This window comes from Streptococcus sp. HMSC10E12, assembly GCF_001807855.1.
Lineage (GTDB): Bacteria > Bacillota > Bacilli > Lactobacillales > Streptococcaceae > Streptococcus > Streptococcus salivarius.
The window spans coordinates 170,474-192,765 of the sequence record NZ_KV791083.1 but is presented as its reverse complement, the minus strand read 5'-3'; the positions used below and the strand labels follow the sequence as shown (position 1 = coordinate 192,765).

Annotated in this window: 22 protein-coding genes and 1 riboswitch; of the genes, 19 read left to right on the top strand and 3 right to left on the bottom strand. The window is 42.4% G+C overall.

Annotated features, from left to right (window positions below):
• Positions 1–8: 8 nt before the first annotated feature.
• The 14 genes from trpD (at position 9) to HMPREF3112_RS02190 (ending at position 14,042) form a co-directional block, all read left to right on the top strand.
• A complete protein-coding gene (gene trpD / locus HMPREF3112_RS02255) occupies positions 9–1,013 on the top strand; it encodes an anthranilate phosphoribosyltransferase (RefSeq protein WP_070437799.1) in 1,005 nt (334 codons plus the stop codon).
• Complete coding sequence (gene trpC, locus HMPREF3112_RS02250) at positions 1,010–1,777, top strand: indole-3-glycerol phosphate synthase TrpC (RefSeq protein ID WP_070437791.1); 768 nt, start codon at positions 1,010–1,012, stop codon at positions 1,775–1,777. Before trpD ends, trpC begins: the two co-directional genes overlap by 4 nt.
• Entirely contained in the window at positions 1,764–2,345 is a 582-nt protein-coding gene (locus HMPREF3112_RS02245; RefSeq protein ID WP_037611884.1) for a phosphoribosylanthranilate isomerase, read from the top strand. The genes trpC and HMPREF3112_RS02245 overlap by 14 nt, the downstream gene beginning before the upstream one ends.
• On the top strand, positions 2,342–3,550 hold the full coding sequence (gene trpB / locus HMPREF3112_RS02240; protein ID WP_022496114.1) for a tryptophan synthase subunit beta: 1,209 nt from the start codon (positions 2,342–2,344) through the stop codon (positions 3,548–3,550). The genes HMPREF3112_RS02245 and trpB overlap by 4 nt, the downstream gene beginning before the upstream one ends.
• A gap of 3 nt (positions 3,551–3,553) precedes the next feature.
• Complete coding sequence (gene trpA / locus HMPREF3112_RS02235) at positions 3,554–4,336, top strand: tryptophan synthase subunit alpha (RefSeq protein WP_070437788.1); 783 nt, start codon at positions 3,554–3,556, stop codon at positions 4,334–4,336.
• A gap of 757 nt (positions 4,337–5,093) precedes the next feature.
• Positions 5,094–6,224, top strand: coding sequence for an MFS transporter (locus HMPREF3112_RS02230; RefSeq protein ID WP_226973185.1), 1,131 nt, complete (start codon positions 5,094–5,096; stop codon positions 6,222–6,224).
• Between the two features lie 167 nt (positions 6,225–6,391).
• Positions 6,392–6,823 carry a CopY/TcrY family copper transport repressor gene (locus tag HMPREF3112_RS02225; protein ID WP_070437785.1) on the top strand — a complete coding sequence of 144 codons (432 nt, stop codon included), beginning with the start codon at positions 6,392–6,394 and terminating at the stop codon, positions 6,821–6,823.
• A 3-nt stretch (positions 6,824–6,826) separates the two neighbouring features.
• Positions 6,827–9,055 carry a heavy metal translocating P-type ATPase gene (locus HMPREF3112_RS02220; protein ID WP_070437782.1) on the top strand — a complete coding sequence of 743 codons (2,229 nt, stop codon included), beginning with the start codon at positions 6,827–6,829 and terminating at the stop codon, positions 9,053–9,055.
• A 74-nt stretch (positions 9,056–9,129) separates the two neighbouring features.
• Complete coding sequence (gene copZ / locus HMPREF3112_RS02215; RefSeq protein WP_002891592.1) at positions 9,130–9,333, top strand: copper chaperone CopZ; 204 nt, start codon at positions 9,130–9,132, stop codon at positions 9,331–9,333.
• A gap of 137 nt (positions 9,334–9,470) precedes the next feature.
• Positions 9,471–10,517: a D-alanine--D-alanine ligase gene (locus tag HMPREF3112_RS02210; RefSeq protein ID WP_070437779.1), complete on the top strand. Its 1,047-nt coding sequence runs from the start codon at positions 9,471–9,473 to the stop codon at positions 10,515–10,517.
• 550 nt (positions 10,518–11,067) lie between these two features.
• Positions 11,068–11,748: an amino acid ABC transporter permease gene (locus HMPREF3112_RS02205; RefSeq protein WP_002891586.1), complete on the top strand. Its 681-nt coding sequence runs from the start codon at positions 11,068–11,070 to the stop codon at positions 11,746–11,748.
• A complete protein-coding gene (locus HMPREF3112_RS02200; RefSeq protein WP_022496121.1) occupies positions 11,708–12,385 on the top strand; it encodes an amino acid ABC transporter permease in 678 nt (225 codons plus the stop codon). The genes HMPREF3112_RS02205 and HMPREF3112_RS02200 overlap by 41 nt, the downstream gene beginning before the upstream one ends.
• A gap of 1 nt (position 12,386) precedes the next feature.
• Positions 12,387–13,145 carry an amino acid ABC transporter ATP-binding protein gene (locus HMPREF3112_RS02195; protein WP_022496122.1) on the top strand — a complete coding sequence of 253 codons (759 nt, stop codon included), beginning with the start codon at positions 12,387–12,389 and terminating at the stop codon, positions 13,143–13,145.
• 42 nt (positions 13,146–13,187) lie between these two features.
• Positions 13,188–14,042: a cysteine ABC transporter substrate-binding protein gene (locus HMPREF3112_RS02190; protein ID WP_002884332.1), complete on the top strand. Its 855-nt coding sequence runs from the start codon at positions 13,188–13,190 to the stop codon at positions 14,040–14,042.
• A gap of 92 nt (positions 14,043–14,134) precedes the next feature.
• Here the strand turns inward: HMPREF3112_RS02190 and HMPREF3112_RS02185 are convergent, their stop codons facing one another.
• Positions 14,135–14,824, bottom strand: a complete 690-nt coding sequence (locus HMPREF3112_RS02185) for a hypothetical protein (protein ID WP_070437776.1) — start codon at positions 14,822–14,824, stop codon at positions 14,135–14,137.
• The gene (locus HMPREF3112_RS02180; protein WP_227862309.1) at positions 14,793–15,488 is read right to left on the bottom strand and encodes a hypothetical protein; all 696 of its coding nucleotides are present in this window, start codon (positions 15,486–15,488) and stop codon (positions 14,793–14,795) included. The genes HMPREF3112_RS02185 and HMPREF3112_RS02180 overlap by 32 nt, the downstream gene beginning before the upstream one ends.
• Before the next feature lie 142 nt (positions 15,489–15,630).
• On the opposite strand from HMPREF3112_RS02180, the gene murF reads away from it, so the two are divergent.
• From murF to HMPREF3112_RS02165, 3 genes are all read left to right on the top strand, one after another.
• Complete coding sequence (gene murF, locus HMPREF3112_RS02175) at positions 15,631–17,004, top strand: UDP-N-acetylmuramoyl-tripeptide--D-alanyl-D-alanine ligase (RefSeq protein ID WP_022496127.1); 1,374 nt, start codon at positions 15,631–15,633, stop codon at positions 17,002–17,004.
• Between the two features lie 88 nt (positions 17,005–17,092).
• Complete coding sequence (locus HMPREF3112_RS02170; protein WP_014634906.1) at positions 17,093–17,758, top strand: YwaF family protein; 666 nt, start codon at positions 17,093–17,095, stop codon at positions 17,756–17,758.
• Positions 17,759–18,106: 348 nt separating this feature from the next.
• Positions 18,107–19,651, top strand: a complete 1,545-nt coding sequence (locus tag HMPREF3112_RS02165; RefSeq protein WP_002884210.1) for a peptide chain release factor 3 — start codon at positions 18,107–18,109, stop codon at positions 19,649–19,651.
• Positions 19,652–20,025: 374 nt separating this feature from the next.
• On the opposite strand, the gene thiT is transcribed toward HMPREF3112_RS02165, so the two are convergent.
• Entirely contained in the window at positions 20,026–20,601 is a 576-nt protein-coding gene (gene thiT, locus HMPREF3112_RS02160) for an energy-coupled thiamine transporter ThiT (protein ID WP_002884661.1), read from the bottom strand.
• Between the two features lie 81 nt (positions 20,602–20,682).
• A riboswitch (TPP riboswitch) is annotated at positions 20,683–20,802 on the bottom strand.
• Positions 20,803–20,905: 103 nt separating this feature from the next.
• Between thiT and HMPREF3112_RS02155 the strand changes: the two genes are divergently transcribed.
• Together HMPREF3112_RS02155 and HMPREF3112_RS02150 are read left to right on the top strand one after the other, a co-directional pair.
• Positions 20,906–21,286 carry a PH domain-containing protein gene (locus HMPREF3112_RS02155; protein ID WP_013991039.1) on the top strand — a complete coding sequence of 127 codons (381 nt, stop codon included), beginning with the start codon at positions 20,906–20,908 and terminating at the stop codon, positions 21,284–21,286.
• Positions 21,287–21,298: 12 nt separating this feature from the next.
• Positions 21,299–22,204, top strand: a complete 906-nt coding sequence (locus tag HMPREF3112_RS02150) for a magnesium transporter CorA family protein (protein ID WP_022496128.1) — start codon at positions 21,299–21,301, stop codon at positions 22,202–22,204.
• The last annotated feature ends 88 nt before the right edge of the window (positions 22,205–22,292 follow it).

Sequence of the window (22,292 nt, the reverse complement as noted above, 5' to 3'; positions counted from 1 at the left end):
AAACAGATATGAAAGAAATATTCCTACAAATCTCAAACCGACAAGACTTGTCTCAAGACCAAGTCCAAGCAGTCTTTGACCGCATTCTCAAAAATGAAGTCTCAGAAAGCCAAATCGCTGCCTTCCTTATGGGGCTCAAAACTAAAGGAGAAACAGCAGATGAAATCACAGGTATTGTGCGTGCCCTCAAATCACATGCGACGGTCTTGCCTGAGACCTTCACAGATGCTATGTGTAACTGTGGAACTGGTGGGGACCAGTCTTATAGCTTTAACATTTCAACAACGGTTTGCTTTGTCTTAGCAGCAGGTGGTATTCGTATGGCCAAGGCTGGTAACCGTTCGATTTCCTCTAAATCTGGTTCGGCAGATGTCCTTGAAGCCCTTGGAATCAACGTTGCGGCATCACCAGAAACCCTATCTAAAGCACTTGATGAGGTTGGTTTGGCCTTTATCTTTGCCCAAACCATGCACCCAGCCATGCGTTTTATCGGTCCAGCTCGCCAAGCTCTTGGGATTCCAACGATTATGAACTTGGTCGGACCACTGGCTAATCCGCTTGACCTTGAGACACAACTTATGGGCCTCTACCGTGTGGAATTGCAACAGATTGTTGCTAATGCGATCCAACAGTTGGGACGTAAACGTGCGGTTATTATCACAGGTCCTGACAATATGGACGAAGCTGCTCTTTATGGCACTAACACCTACACTCTTTTGGAAGATGGCCACATCAGCCAACACACTTTCACTTATGAAGATTTGGGTATGGAAAAGGTTGAGTTGTCTGATATCACAGGTGGCGATGCCAAGGAAAATGCAGAGATTCTCCTTAGTGTCTTGAAAAATGAAGCTAGTCCTTATCTTGAAACAACAGTGCTTAATGCTGGTCTTGGCTTCTTTGCCAATGGTAAGGTTGCGACCATTAAAGAAGGTGTTGAGCTTGCTCGCCAATTGATTGCGGACGGATCAGCCCTAGAGAAACTTCACCAACTCCAAGAGGTACAAGTATGAGTAAAGCCTTTCTCCCAACAATCTTAGAACAAAAAGAAAAAGAAGTGGCTCAGTTGGTCATGGAAGACTTGCAGCCCTTGCGCCAGACCTATCGTCTTTATGAGTTTCTCAAGTCAAATCAAAACAAGCTGCAAATTATTTCTGAAGTGAAAAAAGCTAGTCCAAGTATGGGTGATATTAACCTGGATGTGGATATTGTGGCTCAAGCCAAGACCTATGAGGAAAATGGGGCAGCCATGATTTCTGTTTTGACGGACGAGGTTTTCTTCAAGGGTGATATTTCCTATTTGAAAGAAATTTCGTCAGAGGTGGCTATTCCAACCTTGGCTAAGGACTTCATTATTGATGAGAAACAGATTGTGCGTAGCCGTAATGCGGGAGCGACAGTCATTCTCTTGATTGTAGCGGCCTTGCCAGAGGCTCGTCTCAAGGAGCTCTATGATTTTGCGACTAGCCTTGGCTTGGAAGTCTTGGTTGAAACGCATAATCTACCAGAATTGGAAGTGGCTCACCGTATTGGTGCCGAAATCATCGGCGTTAACAACCGTAATTTGGTCACTTTTGGGACAGATATCAATACCAGTCTTGAGTTATCAACGCATTTCAAGGACAAGCCTGTTTATATTTCTGAGTCGGCTATTTTTACAGGTCAGGATGCTGCCTTAATTGCCCCATATTTTAATGGGATTCTAGTAGGAACTGCCCTTATGACAGCTGAAAATGTGGCTGAAAAGGTCAAGGAGTTGCAAATTGACAAAGGTTAAAATTTGTGGACTATCGACACCAGAAGCAGTGGCAACTGCAGTTGAAGCAGGTGCTGACTACATTGGCTTTGTGTTCGCCAAGAGCAAGCGTCAAGTGAGTCTTGAACAAGCTCGCGAGCTGGCTAAAGGGGTGACTGGTCAGACAAAAATCGTTGGTGTCTTTGTTTCACCAAGTCTTGAGGAACTGGAAGAAGCAATTGGTCAGGTTCCCTTAGATATCGTTCAGATTCATGGAACTTTTGATGAAGACCTGATTCCAAAGATTTCAGTACCAGTTATTCGAGCTATTCAGATTTCAGATAGTGATTCTCAAGTCAAGAGCCAGGCGGATTATCTTCTCTTTGATGCTCCCATTGCTGGTAGCGGTCAGACTTTTGACTGGCAGCTTTTGGCTGATAAGCAGATTGAGCAGGATTATTTCATCGCTGGTGGCTTAACTGTGGACAATGTGGCAGAGGCCAAGGAGACTTTCCACCCCTATGCCTTAGATGTGTCCTCAGGTGTCGAGACAGATGGTCACAAAGATTTAGACAAGATTAAAGCATTTATAGAAAGAGTGAAAGCATGACATATCAACAACCTGATGCAAAAGGATTTTACGGAAAATTCGGTGGTCAGTTCGTTCCAGAAACGCTGATGACAGCCGTTATTGAATTGGACAAGGCCTATCGTGAAGCCAAGGAAGATCCAAGTTTCCAAGCGGAATTGGATGACCTCCTCAAAAACTATGTGGGACGTGAAACACCTCTTTACCACGCCAAACGTTTGACCGATTATATTGGTGGAGCGCAAATTTATCTTAAACGTGAGGACCTTAACCACACAGGTGCCCACAAGATTAATAATGCCCTTGGTCAAGTTTTGCTTGCCAAACGTATGGGCAAGAAGAAAATCATCGCTGAAACGGGTGCAGGTCAACACGGTGTTGCAACAGCGACAGCCGCAGCCCTTTTCGACATGGATTGTACAATCTATATGGGTGAGGAAGATGTTAAACGTCAGGCGCTTAACGTTTTCCGTATGGAATTGCTTGGTGCCAAGGTATTTAGTGTGACAGATGGTTCGCGCGTGCTTAAGGACGCTGTAAATGCTGCTCTTCGTGCTTGGGTTGCAGGTATCGAGGATACGCACTACATCATGGGATCAGCCCTTGGTCCTGCACCATTCCCAGAAATTGTTCGTGACTTCCAATCTGTCATCGGTCGTGAGGCCAAGCGCCAATATGCAGAGATTTCTGGCGGTAAATTGCCTGATGCTGTAATGGCTTGTATCGGTGGTGGTTCAAATGCTATCGGTATGTTCTACCCATTTGTTAATGATAAATCAGTAGCCATGTATGGTGCTGAGGCTTCTGGTTTGGGGCTTGATACTGAAAAACATGCCGCAACCTTTGCCAAAGGCCGTCCAGGTATTCTTCACGGAGCGCTTATGGATGTTCTCCAAGATGCTCATGGTCAAATCATGGAAGCCTTCTCTATCTCAGCTGGTCTGGACTACCCAGGGGTTGGTCCTGAGCACTCTTATTTCAACGAAATTGGACGTGCGACTTACGACTCTATCACAGATGAAGAAGCTCTCGAAGGCTTCAAACTTCTGTCACGTTTAGAAGGTATTATCCCTGCCCTTGAGTCTAGCCATGCCATTGCGCTTGCGCAAAAAGTGGCAGCTAAGATGTCGCCAGACCAAAGCCTCATTGTCTGCCTCTCAGGTCGTGGGGACAAGGACGTTATGCAGGTTAAAGAACGTTTCGAAGCTGAAGCAGAAGGGAAATAAACCATGACAAAAACACTAACAAAACACCTACAAGCTATCAAAGACAGTAAACGCGGTATTTTCGTACCTTATATCATGGCTGGTGACCACGCTAAAGGTCTAGACGGGCTCTTTGAGACTATCGCTCTCTTGGAAAATAGTGGTGTCTCAGCTATTGAGGTGGGTATTCCATGGTCAGACCCTGTGGCCGATGGTCCCGTTATTGAACTAGCAGGACAGCGTAGTTTGGCTAAAGATGTGACTTTGACCGCTATTATCAAGAAGCTTCAGGAACAAAAAACGCAGGTTCCTTTGGTTATCATGACCTACATCAACCCAGTTTATCAATATGGTATTGAAGCCTTTGTTAAGGACTTGGCAGAGACATCTGTCAAGGGGCTCATTATTCCTGATTTGCCAGATGAACACGCTGACTTTATTACCCCTTATTTGAAAGACAGTGACATTGCTCTCGTGCCTTTGGTAAGCTTGACTACAGGTATTGATCGTCAGAAACAGTTGATTGATGGTGCAGAAGGCTTTATCTACGCCGTTGCCATCAATGGCGTTACTGGTAAGACTGGTAATTACCGTGATGACCTTGATAAACACTTGGCTAACTTGACTGCCCATGCAGACATTCCAGTTCTCACAGGTTTCGGTGTGTCAACAGAGGAAGACATCAAACGTTTTAACGCTGTGTCAGACGGTGTTATCGTGGGATCAAAAATTGTCCGTGACCTCCACGACGGTAAGGAAGAAGAAGTCGCTGAATTTGTTACATTCGGTTCACACTTTGAAAAATAGCAGATGCTACTCTCCAGAAATGGGGAGTATTTTTTATCAAATCATTCTTTGGGACAATTTGATTTTCTTAGTTATCAAGCTTATAATATGGGTGGATTGTAGCGAATTAAATTTATCTCTTGTTTTTATTTTCGTCTTACTTATAGAAAGAAGGTAGACACATGAAAGTATCATTGAGGGTAATACTAGGGGTCTGTTTCTTAATAGGAGCCTTACTCTTTTTCTATCGAGGAGAGAATCACTATGCACTGATTTTTCTTTTGGTTGGTGCCTTGTATCTCTACAAAGGTCTGAGTTGAGAGTTAAATCTCGTAATCAGCTTTTGTATATCTCGTATCGAATGAATAAGCCTTTTTAGTGACATAAATGTCACTATTTTTTTCTTTTTTTAGCTATAGACTGATTTTATAGCTAAAAAAAGAAGAGAAGGTATCACTAAAGATGATTGATTATATTTTTTCATTCTTTGTATCAAATAAAAAAGCTCTAGCAATACTCTTTATGATAATTTGCTTGGCTGTTATTTATCCTGGCATGTTTACATTTTTGTATGGTGAAGGCAGGAATTTTGGACGTAGCCTCGTCCACTCAATCTTATCTTAGTAAAGTGTGACACCTCTTAGGAGGTGCTTTTTTAATGCGTTGAACTATTGAAGGCTAATATGCTCAGTGTTACAATAAGGGCAATGAAAAAGAAAAGGTTTAGAAATCGTTAATGTTTACCAACAATTCCAGAATTATTTTCCTTAATAGGTTTTTGTCGCTGATTATCGAGTACGGTTATGCGATAGCACTGAGCATTATTTTCTCTAAAATCTCAGTGGACTATGTCTTAGGGTTATGGATTGCCAAATTCTTAGGAGGGATTCTTGCCAATGTGGGACATCAATTTGTAGGAAAAATCACAAATAAAAAATATGTTTTGATTGGTATTGAATTGCTTAAGGCAGTCTGTCTGGCTTTGATTTATCTTGCCATGGGTAGTGTTTTTGTATTTGCTTTGGTGGTTTTGACTGAAGTGCTGACGACTTACTTTAACAGTTTGTTGTCCTCAGCGGTGCCTGTGCTTGTTAAAAAAGCCAACTTACAAAAATTTAACAGTACCTATACCATGATTGGGTCGGCTTCCTATTTCTTAGCACCTATGATAGTTGGTCTCTGGGGTAGCCTTGATTTAGGGAGCTTATTTTTGGTCTACAGTGTGCTAACGCTACTAGCAACCCTCTTGTTGTTTAAACTGGGACCGATTATTTTTGACCGTGAGAATGATTCAGAAGAGGAGGTTTCTTCCAGTCAAAGTAGTCCTATTTTTGGAAGGCAGAGTGTCGTCCTTAAGATGGTTATGATGACTATACTCTTACAATCAGTGGGTGTCTTATATGATGCATATGAGGTTATCTTCCTGACCAAAGATGTCGGTATTTCTAGTCAGGCATATTCTTTCTCTCTGTCCTTCTTGGCCATTGCCTTTCTAGCAACGAGTTCAATTCTATCTTTCAAAAGTCTCACTAAATACTCCCCTATGACCGTTTACTTGTTGGGGTCTCTTGTCTATTTGGGTTACGTTGTCGTCTTTCCATTTGTACCTAACCTACCGACTGTTTTGCTTAGCTATATCTTTTTAGCAGTTGGTCAAACTATTTCTGGAATCTCGCAAAATGTTTACCTGCAAGAGAAGTTGAATCCCCTACAGCTCAACAAGCTTTATTTGAAAATCGAGGTCTTGAATCAGGTTTTGACAGGGATTGTTGTATTTGTCAGTGGTATGCTTATTAAGAGAGGTCTGCAGGTCACTACGATTTATTTGGGATACAGTCTTCCAGTCATTATACTCGTCTTGGGAATAATGCTTATGACTAAACTGTATAAGAGAAATCCTGAGGCATAACTTTTATCCAAAGATAATGAAAACATTCCAAGGTCCTTGAAGTGATCTTGGAAATTTTTTTAAAAATAAATCTACAAATGTAAACAAAACTCTTGACACGTTTCTAAGATAGCGTTAAAATGAATTTACAAACGTAAACGAATAACGAAATTCAGAAAGGAAATATCATGCTGACAATTTCATCTGCGGAATGGGAAGTCATGCGAGTGCTCTGGGCTAAGGGGCAGGCGACTTCTTCAGAGATTATAGCGATTCTAGCTAAAAAGCTTGACTGGTCGGCTTCGACAGTTAAGACCTTGCTTGGACGTTTGGCGGACAAGGGTTACCTAACTAGTCACCGTCAAGGACGAGGCTTTATCTATCAAGCTAGCTTGGGTGAAGATGAAGCGAATTTTCAAGCTTTAGAGGCTGTTTTTGACAAGATTTGCTTGACCAAACACAGCGATTTGTTGGGGCAACTTATCGAGAAGACACCCATGACGCAAGCTGATGTGGATAAGTTACAGGCCTTGCTTCTAGCAAAAGAACCTGTGAATCAGGTGGTTTGTGACTGTGTGCCTGGCCAATGCGCTTGTGGGCATCATATGGAGGTGATATAGGAAATGGCAAAAGAAACCTTTGTGGTTAATGGGATGACCTGTGCATCCTGTGTAGCCAATGTTGAAAATGCTGTTAATAAGTTGGATGGTGTGGACAAGGCTGTGGTTAACCTAACCACCGAAAAAATGTCTGTGGACTATGCTGGGGATAAGGTTAGTCCAGAAGCTATTGAAAAAGCTGTGGCTGACGCTGGTTATGAGGCCGAAGTCTACAATCCAGAGACAGCTAAAAGTCAGGAAGAACGTGAAGAAGACAAGATTCACAAGGTGCGTGAGCGTCTCATTTGGTCATCAATCTTCACCATTCCTCTCTTTTATCTAGCTATGGGGCCAATGGTTGGTCTACCTGTGCCAAACTTCTTGTCTCCTCATCATGCAGCCTTGACTTATGCCTTGGTGTTGCTAGTTTTGACAGTGCCCGTCATGTGGTTGGGCCGTTCTTTCTATAGTAATGGTTTTCGTACCTTGGCCAAGGGTCATCCTAACATGGATGCCTTGGTAGCCTTGGCAACATCGGCAGCCTTTCTTTATAGTCTCTATGGTACTTATCACATTTCTTTGGGACATGTCCATCACGCCCACCAACTTTATTTTGAGTCGGTGGCTGTTATCTTGACTCTGATTACTCTAGGTAAGTACTTTGAAACCCTCTCTAAGGGTCGAACTTCAGAAGCTATCAAGAAACTCATGCACCTATCAGCCAAGGAAGCAACTGTCCTTCGTGATGGCAAGGAAGTCAAGCTTCCTGTGGATAAGGTTGTTCTTGGTGACCATATTGTGGTCAAACCTGGGGAAAAGATAGCCGTGGATGGTCGAGTGATTTCTGGTAGCTCTGCTATTGATGAGAGTATGCTTACAGGTGAGTCACTTCCTATTGAAAAATCAGCTGGTAAACCAGTATTTGCAGGTTCTATTAATGGTCAGGGTAGTCTGATTTATGAGGCGGAAAAGATTGGTAAGGACACCTTGCTTTCCCAAATCATCAAATTGGTTGAGGATGCTCAACAAACTAAGGCACCGATTGCCAAGATTGCCGATCAGGTGTCAGCGGTCTTTGTTCCCGTTGTCATGGCTATCGCCCTTGTTTCAGGCCTCTTCTGGTACTTTGTCATGGGACAAACCTTTACATTTGCCATGACCGTAGCAGTCAGCGTCTTGGTTATTGCTTGTCCATGTGCATTGGGACTTGCGACACCGACAGCAATCATGGTTGGTACAGGCCTTGGTGCCGAGCATGGTATTCTCTACAAGCGTGGAGATGTGCTCGAGTTAGCCCATAAGGCTGACGTCCTCGTTTTTGACAAGACAGGAACCATTACTCAGGGGAAACCTCAGCTCGTTTCTAGCTATACTTATGGAGATAGCGGAGTAGCCTTGCAGCTTTTGGCATCCTTGGAAGCCAAGTCTGAACACCCTTTGGGTCAAGCCATCCTTGTGGCAGCAGAAAATGCTAACTTGGACTTGTTGGAGATGGACAATTTCTCAAGTTTGACTGGACGAGGACTAACTGCCAGCTATGCAGGAAAAACTTATCTAGCTGGGAATCAAACCCTAATGACAGAGGAAAAAGTCGACTTGACTTCAGCACAAGCTGATTTCCAAAGCTTGACAGCCGATGGTCAGACTCCTATTTTTCTGGCTGAAGATGGTAAGTTAATCGGACTCTTTGGTGTAGCTGATCAGGTTAAAGCAGATAGCGCCGATATGGTGGCCGCTCTTCATCAAATGGGCAAAGAAGTCATCATGTTGACTGGTGATAATGACCAAACAGCTCAAGCCATCGCTCAAAAGGTTGGTATCAAGCGTGTTATCAGTCAAGTGCTTCCGCAAGAGAAATCTAGGGTGATTAGCGACCTTCAAGCAGAAGGAAAATCAGTCATCATGGTTGGTGATGGTATCAATGATGCCCCAGCCCTTGCGACTGCAGATATCGGTATTGCTATGGGTTCTGGGACAGATATTGCCATGGAAAGTGCTGATATGGTCCTTATGAAACCAAACCTCATGGATGTAGTTAAGGCTCTGAAAATTAGTCAAGCAACTATCACAACGATTAAAGAGAACCTCTTCTGGGCCTTTATCTACAATATCCTGTCTATCCCAGTGGCCATGGGTGTCCTCCACCTCTTTGGTGGCCCGCTTCTTGACCCAATGATAGCAGGACTGGCTATGAGCTTTAGCTCTGTCTCAGTTGTCCTCAATGCTCTGCGCCTCAAACGTCGCAAAGTCTAAGCGTCAGTTATTTACAACTCCCGCCACTTAAGCTGTGTATCAAAAAAATAATTAAAGAAAAGGAAAAAAGAAAAATGACAAAAACATATAATATTACAGGAATGAAATGCCAAGGTTGTGTCAACACCGTTACCGAAAAACTCTCTGCTGTCAAAGGCGTAGACAAGGTTCAAGTTGACCTCGAAAACAAACAAGTCACTATCGAAGGTAAACCATGGAAGTGGTCTCTCAAACGTGCCCTCAAAGGCACTAAGTTCGAACTTGGTGATGAAATTTAAGACAGGAAAAAAACAGCTATCAGGCTGTTTTTTCTGCCCATAATCTTTTTGAAAATCCCTTCCTTTTGTGATATGATTAAAGTAATTATGTTCTCAAAATTGAGACTAGAAAATCAAGAAAAGAAAACGGTATACCTATGTCTAAACAAACCCTTATCCTTCTCTACGGTGGACGTTCAGCAGAACGTGAAGTGTCTGTGCTCTCAGCTGAGAGTGTTATGCGTGCGGTGGATTACAGCGCATTTGAGGTTAAAACCTACTTTATCACTCAGTCTGGTGATTTTATCAAAACACAAGAATTTACAGAAACACCAAGTGATGATGAGAAGCTCATGACTAATGACACAGTTGTGGCTAGTCAGGCTATCAAACCAAGCGATATTTATGAGGAAGGCGCTGTGGTATTCCCTGTGCTCCATGGACCTATGGGTGAGGATGGATCTATCCAAGGTTTCCTCGAAACCCTCAAGTTGCCATACGTGGGTACTAATGTCTTGTCATCAAGTGTGGCTATGGACAAGATTATGACCAAGCATATTCTTGAAGTTGCAGGTGTCCCTCAGGTTGCCTACACAGTCTACATCGAGGGTGAAGATTTGGAAGCAGCAGTAGCAGAGACGCTTGAAAAATTGACCTTCCCAGTTTTCGTAAAACCTGCTAACATGGGGTCATCTGTTGGGATTTCGAAAGCTGAAAACGAAGCGGAACTTCGTACAGCGATTGATCTGGCTCTCAAATATGATAGCCGTATCTTGATTGAGCAAGGTGTGGTTGCCCGAGAAATCGAGGTTGGTATCCTTGGAAATACAACTGTCAAAACGACAGATCCAGGTGAAGTGGTCAAAGACGTGGCTTTCTATGATTACCAAGCTAAATACATTGATAATAAGATTACCATGGACATCCCAGCTCACGTGCCTGCAGAAGTCATGACGCAAATGCGTACCTATGCAGCCAAGGCCTTCCGTGCTCTTGGTGGTTGTGGTCTTGCTCGCTGTGATTTCTTCCTGACAGAGGATGGAGCCATCTACCTTAACGAGCTCAATACCATGCCAGGTTTCACTCAATGGTCAATGTACCCACTACTTTGGGAAAATATGGGACTTTCATACTCAGACCTTATCAAGGAATTGGTAGCCTTGGGACAAGAAATGTTCGAAAAACGTGAAAGCCATTTGATTTAAGCACTATGATTTAGATGACAGACATCTTAGTCTTGGAGAAATCTCTGAGACTGAGGTGTTTTTTTTCTTTACAGAAATCTAGATTTTATTTATATCTTTTCTTTATCACCTCGATAAAAAATACATATTATCCAAATAATCTAACAGGTGGTAGAATAAATCTAACGTTTCAAATGAAATAGAGCAATTCATTCGTGTTTGATGAAGATTTGCGTATCGCAATGATTATCAGAGGCGAGTGAAGTCAAAGGGCTAGAAGTAGATGGCAGTGAGTGCTTACGGAATTTTCTACGCCCTTTGTATCTTGTAGAATTGAACACAGGCTAAATTCCTAGAGCAAAAGACAAACTTCCTAGTGTGCCCGCACACGCCGTCAGTTTCCTATTTGCTTACGGAATTCTATACGCCTTTTGTATCTTGTAGAATTGAACACAGGCTAAATTCCTAGAGCAAAAGACAAACTTCCTAGTGTGCCCGCACACGCCGTCAGTTTCCTATTTGCTTACGGAATTCTATACGCCTTTTGTATCTTGTTTTGAGGAGGTAAGTTTTGGACTGGTCCATTGTTCAACAGTATTTGCCCTTTTATCAGAAGGCATTCTTTTTAACCTTACATATTGCTGTTCTGGGGATTCTTGGTTCCTTCCTTTTGGGCTTGGTGGTGAGTGTTATTCGTCATTATCGAGTGCCGGTTTTGAGTCAGCTTTCGACGGCTTATATTGAGCTATCTCGTAATACGCCGCTCTTGATTCAGCTCTTCTTTCTCTACTTTGGCTTGCCTCGTATAGGTTTGGTTCTATCCTCAGAGGCTTGTGCTGTGGTAGGTTTGATTTTCTTGGGTGGTTCCTATATGGCGGAGTCCTTCCGAAGTGGTCTAGAGGCCGTTAGTCAGACCCAACATGAAGTGGGCTTGTCTATTGGTTTGACGCCATTCCAAGTCTTTCGCTATGTGGTCCTTCCTCAGGCAGTGGCTGTGGCGTTGCCGTCATTTAGTGCTAACGTTATTTTCCTTATCAAGGAAACGTCAGTATTCTCAGCGGTAGCCTTGGCGGATTTGATGTATGTGGCCAAGGATTTGATTGGTCTTTACTACGAAACCGATGTGGCTCTAGGTATGTTGGTGGTGGCTTATCTCTTGATGTTGCTGCCGATTTCTCTAGTCTTTAGTTGGATTGAAAGGAGGTTACGCTATGCAGGATTCGGGCTTTCAGGTTCTTCTTCAGGGGAATAATTTCCTACGTATCTTACAAGGTTTAGGCGTAACTATTGGAATTTCCATCGTCTCGGTTCTTCTGTCCCTTTTACTAGGAACACTTTTTGGGATTGTCATGACTTCGAAGTCTAAGATTATTCGTTTCTTGTCACGTATTTATCTGGAATTTATTCGTATCATGCCCCAGTTGGTCTTGCTCTTTATTGTTTATTTTGGTCTGGCTAGGAACTTTAACATCAATATCTCAGGCGAGCTATCGGCTATTATCGTCTTTACCCTTTGGGGAACGGCTGAGATGGGTGATTTGGTGCGTGGGTCAATCACGTCGCTACCTAGACACCAGTTTGAGAGCGGAAGGGCCCTTGGCTTGACCAATGGGCAACTCTATACCTATGTGATTATTCCACAAGTCTTGCGTCGCTTGTTGCCTCAGGCTATTAACCTGGTGACACGGATGATTAAGACGACGTCCTTGGTGGTTTTGATTGGCGTGGTTGAGGTGACCAAGGTTGGTCAGCAGATTATCGACAGTAACCGCCTGACTATTCCAACAGCTTCTTTCTGGATTTATGGCACGATTTTGATTCTTTATTTTGCCATTTGTTACCCAGTATCTAAGCTGTCTACTTATCTTGAAAATCGTTGGAGGAATTAAGATGACAGAAAGCATTTTACAAATCAAGGATTTGAAAAAGTCCTTTGGGGACAATGAGATTCTCAAAGGCATCTCCTTGGATGTTAAACAAGGTGAAGTCGTTGTTATCCTGGGTTCCTCAGGTTGTGGGAAATCGACCTTGCTACGTTGCATCAATGGCTTGGAGACGATTCAAGGAGGCGACATTCTCCTTGATGGCAAGTCTATCACTGGCAGTAAGAAGGATTTCCACTTGATTCGCCAGAAAATCGGAATGGTCTTTCAAAGTTATGACCTCTTTCCACACTTGGACATCCTGCAAAATCTGATTTTGGGGCCGGTCAAAGCTCAAGGGCGTAATAAGGAAGAAGTCATTGCGGAGGCTGAGAAACTTTTGAATCGTGTGGGACTTCTGGACAAGAAGCATAGCTTCGCACGACAACTGTCAGGTGGTCAAAAGCAGCGTGTGGCCATTGTTCGTTCCCTGCTCATGCATCCTGAAGTTATCCTCTTTGACGAGGTGACGGCTTCGCTTGACCCTGAGATGGTTCGTGAGGTTCTGGAATTGATTAACGACCTCGCTCAAGAAGGACGGACCATGTTGATCGTGACCCATGAGCTTCAGTTTGCGCGTGCTATCGCTGACCGTATTATCTTTATGGATAAGGGAGTCATCGCTGAGGAAGGTACTGCTGAAGAATTCTTCAATCATCCAAAGACACAGCGAGCTCAAGAGTTCCTCAATGTCTTTGACTTCAGTAAGTTTGGTGCCTATTTGTAACCCATTGTTTTTAGTGAAAATATAATATTTTAGGAGATATTTATGAAATTAACAAAGAAAATTTTTGCCCTATTAGCCCTCGTCTTTGCCTTGGTGGCAGTGACTGCTTGCTCAAGTAACAGTAGCTCTGGTAAATCAACAGCCAAAGCACGTACCATCGAAGAAATTAAGAAGAGTGGTGAACTCCGTATCGCCGTCTTTGCGGACAAGAAACCTTTCGGTTATGTAGATAACAAGGGTGCTTACCAAGGTTACGATATTGAACTTGGGAACCGTTTGGCCAAAGATTTGGGTGTTAAACCTAAATACGTCTCAGTAGATGCGGCCAACCGTGCAGAATTCTTGATTTCAAATAAGGTAGATATTACCCTTGCCAACTTTACAGTAACTGATGAACGTAAGAAACAAGTGGACTTCGCCCTTCCTTACATGAAAGTCTCAATCGGTGTGGTGTCACCTAAAGACAAGGTCATTAAGGACGTTAAAGAGCTTGAAGGTAAGACTTTGATTGTTACTAAGGGAACAACTGCTGAAACTTACTTTGAAAAGAACTACCCAAATATCAAATTGCAAAAGTATGACCAATATAGCGATGCTTACCAAGCCCTCCTTGATGGTCGTGGCGATGCCTTCTCAACTGATAATACAGAAGTTCTTGCTTGGGCTCTAGAAAATAAAGGTTATGAAGTAGGAATCACATCACTTGGTAACCCAGATACCATTGCCCCAGCCGTTCAAAAAGGTAACAAAGAACTCCTTGACTTTATCAATAAAGACATTAAGAAACTTGGTAAAGAGAATTTCTTCCACAAAGATTATGAAAAAACACTTCGTCCAACTTACGGTGATGCAGCTAAAGCTGATGACCTCGTGGTTGAAGGTGGCGAAGTGAAATAAGACTGACAGCCTTCGTAAGAGGCAAGTCTTGCTTAATGAGAATAAAACAACCACCCCGTGGCTATCTAGCTCAGCTAGCAGCAGGGGTGGTTTTACTTGTTTTTATATTTTCTTTTGATTTTCCATTCAACGAAAAGGACATATATAAGCAAGCTTCCAAACATTCCAAATACGATATAAGGTTCCAGACGATCAAACAAGGTTATTCGTTGACCGTAAGGGGATTTTGAACCATCTTTCCAGGTAATGCTCTTGTTTTCATCATCAATCAGTTTGTAAGATTCACCATTATAGGTCAGGTAATTGTCTTTACGAACGTACATATTCAAATAGTTAAGGCCGTTTTTAGCGGGGAGGTCTGAAAGCAGGCGTTCCTCAGCGTAAACTTCAATGTAGAGGGTACCATCCTCGAAGCGTTTAATATCATCGATGCGTGCATTTTTAATGAGGACATTTCCATCTTGAACAATATCCCAATCACGCTTACTTCCTTTGCGCCCTCTTTCGTAGGATATGGCAAGCTGATGATTTTCAGAGTGCCACAGACCATAGATACTGTCTTTATAAACATTATGATCAAAGAAAATCATATAGACGATGAAAATCGGTATCATGAGTAAGAAACATATCATAAACACATTGACTAGACGGTATGTAAATTTATCCAAGCGTGCTCGCCATCCAGTTTTGCGTTTTTGTTTTTTTCGATATGCTTTTTGTGAATGATACTTTCGGTTGAGTTTCTTTCGGTCAGCGTATTTTCTGTTTGTTTGGTGTCTCATTGAGTTTTTCTCTCCTCTTTTGCCGAGCCTCTTTAATGATAAGAACTGAGCAAATCCCCATAAGTATCAAATAGAGGGCTTCAAAAACCTCATCTATAGTTGTTTTCCTTTCACCATAAGGGCTGGTGGAACCATCTTTCCAAGTGATGGACTTGTTTCCAGAATTGATACGCTTGTAGGACTCACCGTCATAGGTAAGATAATTGTTTTTGCGAAGATAGAAATCCATATAGCTGAAGCCGTCCTTGGTGGGTAGGTCTGTCAGGTAGCCTTCCACAGTGTAGAGCTCCATGTGAAGAGTTCCGTCATTAAGCCGTTTGACCGGGCGAGTTCTAGCAGCATAGATAATATACTTCCCATCCTGTACGACTTGCCAGTCGATATTTCCTCGTTTCCGAATATGCTTATAGGAAATCGCTAACTTATGATGATCAGACTGCCAGAGACCATATATGTTATCTTCATTGACTGTATAATGATCATAATAATAAAAACCACCATACAGCAGTGCCAGTAGCACTAAGATAATCAATTCAGCTGTTGGCTCTAGTAGGATGAACTTTCTCCAATTAAAACGCCATCCTTTAGGTTCTTCGATACTTTGACAGTCGCTTTTTATGGTTTCCTCTCCCTTAGAGAGGTTGACTAATTTTTTCTTTGTCATGCCTAATCCTTTCATCAACCATTGTAACAAATTCATCTCCCAAGCAAAAGCTAGCCTGATTTGTGATATAATTGGGAGTGATTGTAGACAAGGAAATCTTATTTCTTGCCAGACTTGTAAAAATAAAACAGAGGATTTTAAGATGAAACTGACACTCCATGAAATTGCCAAGGTTGTTGGCGCTAAAAATGATGTCACAGCCTATGAAGATGTTGCCATTAACCAGATTGAGTTTGATAGCCGTAAGATTACAGCGGGTGACCTCTTTTTACCACTAAAAGGTGCGCGTGATGGGCATGATTTTATCCAAACAGCCTTTGACAATGGTGCCCTAGCGACATTCACAGAAAAAGAATTACCAGCTGATCAAGTCCACATCCTAGTTGATGACGCTCTTGAAGCCTTTCAAAAACTAGCTGCCTACTATCTTGAAAAGACTGAGGTTGATGTTATTGCTGTGACTGGTTCTAATGGTAAGACAACAACCAAGGACATGATTCATGATATCTTGGCAACAACCTATCGTACTTACAAAACCCAAGGCAATTACAACAATGAGATTGGTCTTCCTTATACAGCCCTCCACATGCCTGATGATACTGAGAAAATCGTCCTTGAGATGGGGCAAGACCACATGGGAGACATTCACCTCTTGTCAACCCTGGCTAAGCCAAAAACAGCCGTTGTTACCTTAATCGGAGAGGCTCATTTGGAATTCTTCGGTAGCCGTGACAAGATTGCCCAAGGTAAAATGCAAATGCAAGACGGTATGCCTGATGGTAGCCTCTTGCTTGTGCCAAGTGATCCTATCGTAGATCCTTTCTTGCCAAGCAATCTTGAAGTGGTACGCTTTGGGGATGGTGCGGAGCTTACAGTCTCTGAGTTGACAGAATTCAAGGACCATCTCACCTTTTCAACAAACTTCCTAGACGGACAAGTTACCTTGCCAGTCACTGGAAAATACAATGCCACAAATGCCATGGTTGCTGCCTATGTGGCTAAACACTTGGGTGTAACTGAGGAAAATATCCTCTCAGCTCTTGCCAACTTGCAGCTTACAAAAAACCGTACCGAATGGAAAAAAGCAGCCAACGGTGCCGATATCCTTTCAGACGTTTACAATGCCAATCCAACAGCCATGAAGCTCATTTTGGAGACCTTCTCAGCCATTCCTAAGAATGAAGGAGGCAAGAAGATCGCTGTCCTAGCTGATATGAAAGAACTCGGTGAACAGTCTGTTCAACTTCACACACAGATGATTCTCAGCCTGACACCAGATGCTATTGATACGGTGATTTTCTACGGTGAAGACATTGCAGAATTGTCACAACTTGCTAGTCAAATGTTCCCACTTGGTCATGTTTATTATTTCAAGAAAACAGCTAACGAAGACCAATTTGACGCTATGGTCAAGCAAATCAAAGAAAGCCTGGGCGAGCACGATCAAATCTTGCTCAAAGGCTCTAACTCTATGAACCTAGCCAAGGTTGTAGAAGAACTCCAAGCTAAGAATTAAGTTCTCTAACCTGCTCTCCAAGCAGGTTTTTGCTTTACCCTGAAATTTGATATAATAGCAGGCATAGTAATTTCAGCAGGAGAAGAGAATGAAGGAATTTTTGACAACCACCCAAACTCATCCACCCCAGATACCTTTGCCCTATTATTTGCTTATGCTTTTGGCAATGGTACTTCTGAGTTACTTGAGTTGGCGTTGGTATAAGAATAAGATATGGCGTTGGACCTTTCTCATTATCCAAGCCATTCAACTCTTTGCCCTATACACTTGGTACCTCTGGCAGGGCTTCCCACTTTATATTAGTCTGCCCCTGTACCATTGTCGTATGGCCATGTTTACTGTTCTCCTCTTGAAAAATAGCAGGATAAAGAGCTATTTCGCTATTATGGGAGTTGTTGGGACCTACTGTGCATTGATTTATCCAGTATTTGATCCCTATGAGTTTCCTCATATCACAGGCTTTTCTTTCCTAATTGGCCACTATGCCCTACTGGTCAATAGCCTGAATGTAATTTTTAATAGTTATAAAACTCATCCCATCAGCCAGCGGCTGATTGTCGTGGCCACCTTATTACTGAATTTAGCTTTGGTAATCGTTAATCAGACTATCGGTGGAAACTATGGCATGCTTAAACACACGCCATTTATTATGGGAACTCCCTTATTTGTCAAATACCTTGCTGTTTCAGGAGCTCTGATTATTCTCATGATAATCATGAAAAAAGGTCTGGAGCATTTTGAAGACAAATATTAAATAAATGAAGAAACACGCTATCAGAAAGTTGATAGCGTGTTTTTTCATTTATTTGTTTTATTCTAACACAAAACGCTTTCAGAATTGCTTTCACACTGTAATTTGGATATAATAAAGGAGCTGTGCCTGCGAGAATTATCGCAAGCCTCGACAACAAATGTAGACCAAAAAAGAGAAAAATTTTCTGAAAGAAGTGCTACAACTATCTTACTTTTCGATCTGGTAAAAACCGATGACTGTCAGTTCCTATTGAGCATGGAAGTTTTACTATTCCTAAGGAAGCTGCTGAAGTCCGATACCGCTACGGAAAAGTATCAAAAAGATTATTTTTAAAGAAGAAAGAAAACTATGAGTATCCAAGACGAAATCAAAAAACGCCGTACTTTTGCCATCATCTCTCACCCCGATGCTGGTAAAACAACAATCACTGAACAATTGCTTTACTTTGGGGGTGAAATCCGTGAAGCTGGTACCGTAAAAGGTAAGAAAACCGGAAACTTTGCTAAATCAGACTGGATGGATATCGAGAAACAACGTGGTATCTCAGTAACCTCATCTGTGATGCAGTTTGACTATGCCGGCAAACGTGTCAATATCCTTGATACCCCAGGGCACGAGGACTTCTCAGAAGATACCTACCGTACCCTTATGGCGGTCGACGCTGCCGTCATGGTCGTTGACTCAGCCAAAGGTATCGAGGCCCAAACCAAAAAACTTTTCGAAGTTGTTAAACACCGTGGTATTCCTGTCTTCACCTTCATGAACAAATTGGACCGTGATGGACGTGAGCCACTCGACCTCTTGGAAGAGTTGGAAGAAGTGCTTGGTATTGCCAGCTACCCAATGAACTGGCCTATCGGTATGGGTAAAGCCTTCGAAGGACTTTACGACCTCTATAACGAACGCTTGGAGCTTTACAAGGGTGACGAGCGCTTTGCCAAGATTGAAGATGGTGATACCCTTTTTGCCAACAACCCATTCTATGAGCAAGCTAAAGAAGATATCGAACTCTTGACAGAAGCGGGTAATGAATTTTCTGAAGAAGCTATTTTAGCTGGTGAATTGACGCCGGTCTTCTTCGGTTCTGCCCTCACTAACTTTGGGGTTCAAACCTTCCTTGATACCTTCCTCAAATTTGCGCCAGAACCACATGGCCACAAGACAGTTGATGGCGACGAGATTGATCCTCTTAACAAGGATTTCTCTGGTTTTGTTTTCAAAATCCAAGCCAACATGGACCCACGTCACCGTGACCGTATTGCCTTTGTTCGTATCGTGTCTGGTGAATTCGAGCGTGGTATGAGTGTTAACCTAACCCGTACAGGTAAGGGAGCGAAGCTCTCTAACGTTACTCAGTTTATGGCCGAGTCTCGTGAAAATGTTGAAAATGCCGTGGCAGGAGACATTATCGGGGTTTACGACACAGGAACTTATCAGGTTGGTGATACCCTTACTGTAGGTAAAAACAAATTTGAATTTGAGCCACTACCAACCTTTACGCCAGAGTTGTTCATGAAAGTTTCTGCTAAAAACGTTATGAAACAGAAGTCCTTCCACAAAGGAATTGAACAATTGGTGCAAGAAGGAGCCATCCAGCTTTACACCAACTACCAAACAGGTGAATACATGCTTGGTGCCGTTGGTCAACTTCAGTTTGAAGTTTTCAAACACCGTATGGAAAATGAATACAATGCTGAAGTCGTTATGACACCAATGGGTAAAAAGACTGTGCGTTGGATCCAACCTGAGGACCTTGATGAACGCATGTCATCAAGTCGAAATATCTTGGCTAAAGACCGCTTTGACCAACCAGTCTTCCTCTTTGAAAATGACTTTGCCCTCCGTTGGTTTGCGGATAAATATCCAGATGTAACATTGGAAGAGAAGATGTAATACGGCACAAAAGATGACGATTTTAAATCGTTCATCTTTTGACGCTAGCCACTATCTTGTGGCTAGCTAGCCGTCTCACTAACTACGTCAGCCGAATAATATCGATTCGTCTGATTTCGTGTCGTAATATCTTGATGATGTTATTTATGAAGTGTTCTATGGGACCGTGGCTAAGTCCCTTACTAACTCGAAAACGGAAAATATCGTTTCCGTTTTCTCATGTCGTAATACTATGTATAGTTTAAGTAAATCGTTCATCTTTTGACGCTAGCCCCTATCTTGTGGCTAGCTAGCCGTCTGACTTCGTGTCGTAATATGTTATGAAAACAAGAAAAACCATAGGACTGTCAATTAAGACTGTCCTATGGTTTCTTTTATTTTTCCGTATTTAGTAACCTGCCTAGGAATCGTTGTAGGGCGAAGAAAACGATGAGGCTGGCCAATGTTTCTCCAAGGAAGGATGAGCTATTGACAATAAATGAATAGAGATAAGGGCTTTGTCCTTTAGGGGCATAGCTTCCCCAAAAGATGACACCGGCTATAAAGTGAATGAGGTAACGAGCGAAGCTACCAAGAAGAATCCCCTCAGTAATCACCATCAGAGACTTGACTTTATTGCCTTGTTTAATGGCTTTATCAAGGGCTGGTTTGACCACACCACTGATACCAATCAGACTAAAGGCGACAAAGTACTCCAGAAACCCTTGTGTCAAGGTCAGCCAACCACCGGCTGCCTGTCCTGTCACCACTTGAAGTAGCCCCCAGATAAGACCGCCCATAGCACCAGCTTTTAAGCCCCAGCGAAAACTGAGGAGAAAGATAGGTACCATCTTAAAGGAAAGGGAAATCCAAGGGCCTAGTGACATGGGCTGAGTAACTAAGTCCAGAATATAAGCAATGGTTGCAAAAAGGGCAACCTCAATCATTGGTCGAATATTTGTTTTCGACATAAAAAAACCTCCTATACCAATCGTCTTGATTGGCTGTTTTTTGCCACATCAAAACGACGTCATAGAAGTTCCTCTATTTCAATCTATTTTGAGACACATCCCTACGCAGGTCCTAACCTGATCAGGTGGTAAGAGTTTAGGCAGGTCTTGAAGAAAAAATCAAGCTAGCCATTCTCAGCAATTGCTCCTCTTGTGACTCTTTAATTGTACTACTAGAAACCCATTTCTGCAAGTGTCTGAAATCCTAAAATTGTGGTATAGTTAAAGCAAGGATTATCTTTACAATAAAAAAGGAGAAACAACTATGGGACTTTTTTCAGGACTGCTTGGCAACGCATCTAAAAAAGATAATGATAAGGTTGAGCGCCAATTGGAGGGCATCTTAATTCCAGGTGAACAGGTGGAGTTAGCCTATGTCCTTGTTCGTGACTTGATTGTCTTTACAGAGAAGCGCTTGATTTTAGTCGATAAGCAAGGTGTTACAGGGAAGAAGACTTCCTACAAGTCTATCCCTTATCACTCGATTTCTCGTTTTACTGTAGAAAGTTCAGGGCACTTTGACCTAGATGCTGAACTTAAGATTTGGATTTCATCAGCATTGGAGCCCGCAGAGGTCCTTCAATTTAAGAGTGATAATAACGTCTTTGAAATTCAACAAGCTTTGGCAGCAGCAGTGCTAAAGTAATGAGGAAGAAAAATGTTTATTGAAAAAGAACTGGGTTATAAGCGTCACTGGATTAATATTGACTCAGATATTATTTCTGAGCAATCCTACCTTTATACCAAGTATGATATTGACCAGGAAACCATAGAGTATGCCTTGGATAAAAATGAACGAGCTCACATGGACTACAACCGTGAGAATGGAACAATTACCTTTATTTATAATGTTCTGGCTCTTGAGAAGGACAAGGAATACTATGAAACCATTCCTCTGACCTTTATTGTACAAGATACGCGTTTGGTGACCATTAGTAACGAGGATAATGCTTATGTGATCAGCAAAATGCAAGACTATGTGGATAACCATGAGGATTTGTCCATTTATAAATTGCTCTTTGCAGGCCTTGAGATGATTTCAAATGCCTACTATCCCGTCATTGAACGTTTGGATCAGCAAAAAGATGAGGTTAGTCGACGTCTAAGGCAGACTACGACAAGTAAGAATCTTTACGACCTTTCAGATTTGGAAACAGGCATGGTCTATTTGGTGGCTGCCGCTACACAAAACCGCCTCCTTTTGGAGCACATCAAGGGGCACGCCATTTATCGTCGTCTCAACGAGGTTGAAAAAGAACAGTTTGATGATGCCATGATTGAAGCTAGACAGTTAGTAGCCATGACGGACCTCATTTCTAAGGTCTTACAGCATTTATCAGGTTCTTATAATAATATCCTAAACAACAACCTGAACAACAACTTGAGTAATTTGACCATTATTGAGGTACTCTTGGGAGTACTTGCCGTCATTACCGGTTTCTTTGGGATGAATGTTCCTTTACCGTTTATGACTGTCAGTCCGGCCTGGATTTTCATCATTATCGGTAGTGTGATTCTTTGTTTGGTCTTGGCCCGCTACCTGCGTTGGTTGGTCCATAAATAATAATTAGTGAGTGAAACCGTCTTCTCAAATTGAAGGCGGTTTTAAAACGTTATTTTCTGTCTTTTTATTTCTAAATATGATAGACTAG

Excerpts from the sequence above, each read along its gene's own strand:
- HMPREF3112_RS02200 (WP_022496121.1), top strand. The coding sequence starts at position 11,708 with ATGCAGGATTCGGGCTTTCAGGTTCTTCTTCAGGGGAATAATTTCCTA.
- HMPREF3112_RS02155 (WP_013991039.1), top strand. The coding sequence starts at position 20,906 with ATGGGACTTTTTTCAGGACTGCTTGGCAACGCATCTAAAAAAGATAAT.
- HMPREF3112_RS02225 (WP_070437785.1), top strand. The coding sequence starts at position 6,392 with ATGCTGACAATTTCATCTGCGGAATGGGAAGTCATGCGAGTGCTCTGG.
- HMPREF3112_RS02185 (WP_070437776.1), bottom strand. The coding sequence starts at position 14,824 with ATGAGACACCAAACAAACAGAAAATACGCTGACCGAAAGAAACTCAAC.
- HMPREF3112_RS02165 (WP_002884210.1), top strand. The coding sequence starts at position 18,107 with ATGAGTATCCAAGACGAAATCAAAAAACGCCGTACTTTTGCCATCATC.
- copZ (WP_002891592.1), top strand. The coding sequence starts at position 9,130 with ATGACAAAAACATATAATATTACAGGAATGAAATGCCAAGGTTGTGTC.
- HMPREF3112_RS02170 (WP_014634906.1), top strand. The coding sequence starts at position 17,093 with ATGAAGGAATTTTTGACAACCACCCAAACTCATCCACCCCAGATACCT.
- HMPREF3112_RS02220 (WP_070437782.1), top strand. The coding sequence starts at position 6,827 with ATGGCAAAAGAAACCTTTGTGGTTAATGGGATGACCTGTGCATCCTGT.
- HMPREF3112_RS02190 (WP_002884332.1), top strand. The coding sequence starts at position 13,188 with ATGAAATTAACAAAGAAAATTTTTGCCCTATTAGCCCTCGTCTTTGCC.
- HMPREF3112_RS02210 (WP_070437779.1), top strand. The coding sequence starts at position 9,471 with ATGTCTAAACAAACCCTTATCCTTCTCTACGGTGGACGTTCAGCAGAA.
- trpB (WP_022496114.1), top strand. The coding sequence starts at position 2,342 with ATGACATATCAACAACCTGATGCAAAAGGATTTTACGGAAAATTCGGT.
- HMPREF3112_RS02150 (WP_022496128.1), top strand. The coding sequence starts at position 21,299 with ATGTTTATTGAAAAAGAACTGGGTTATAAGCGTCACTGGATTAATATT.
- HMPREF3112_RS02180 (WP_227862309.1), bottom strand. The coding sequence starts at position 15,488 with ATGACAAAGAAAAAATTAGTCAACCTCTCTAAGGGAGAGGAAACCATA.
- murF (WP_022496127.1), top strand. The coding sequence starts at position 15,631 with ATGAAACTGACACTCCATGAAATTGCCAAGGTTGTTGGCGCTAAAAAT.
- thiT (WP_002884661.1), bottom strand. The coding sequence starts at position 20,601 with ATGTCGAAAACAAATATTCGACCAATGATTGAGGTTGCCCTTTTTGCA.
- trpD (WP_070437799.1), top strand. The coding sequence starts at position 9 with ATGAAAGAAATATTCCTACAAATCTCAAACCGACAAGACTTGTCTCAA.
- trpA (WP_070437788.1), top strand. The coding sequence starts at position 3,554 with ATGACAAAAACACTAACAAAACACCTACAAGCTATCAAAGACAGTAAA.
- trpC (WP_070437791.1), top strand. The coding sequence starts at position 1,010 with ATGAGTAAAGCCTTTCTCCCAACAATCTTAGAACAAAAAGAAAAAGAA.
- HMPREF3112_RS02195 (WP_022496122.1), top strand. The coding sequence starts at position 12,387 with ATGACAGAAAGCATTTTACAAATCAAGGATTTGAAAAAGTCCTTTGGG.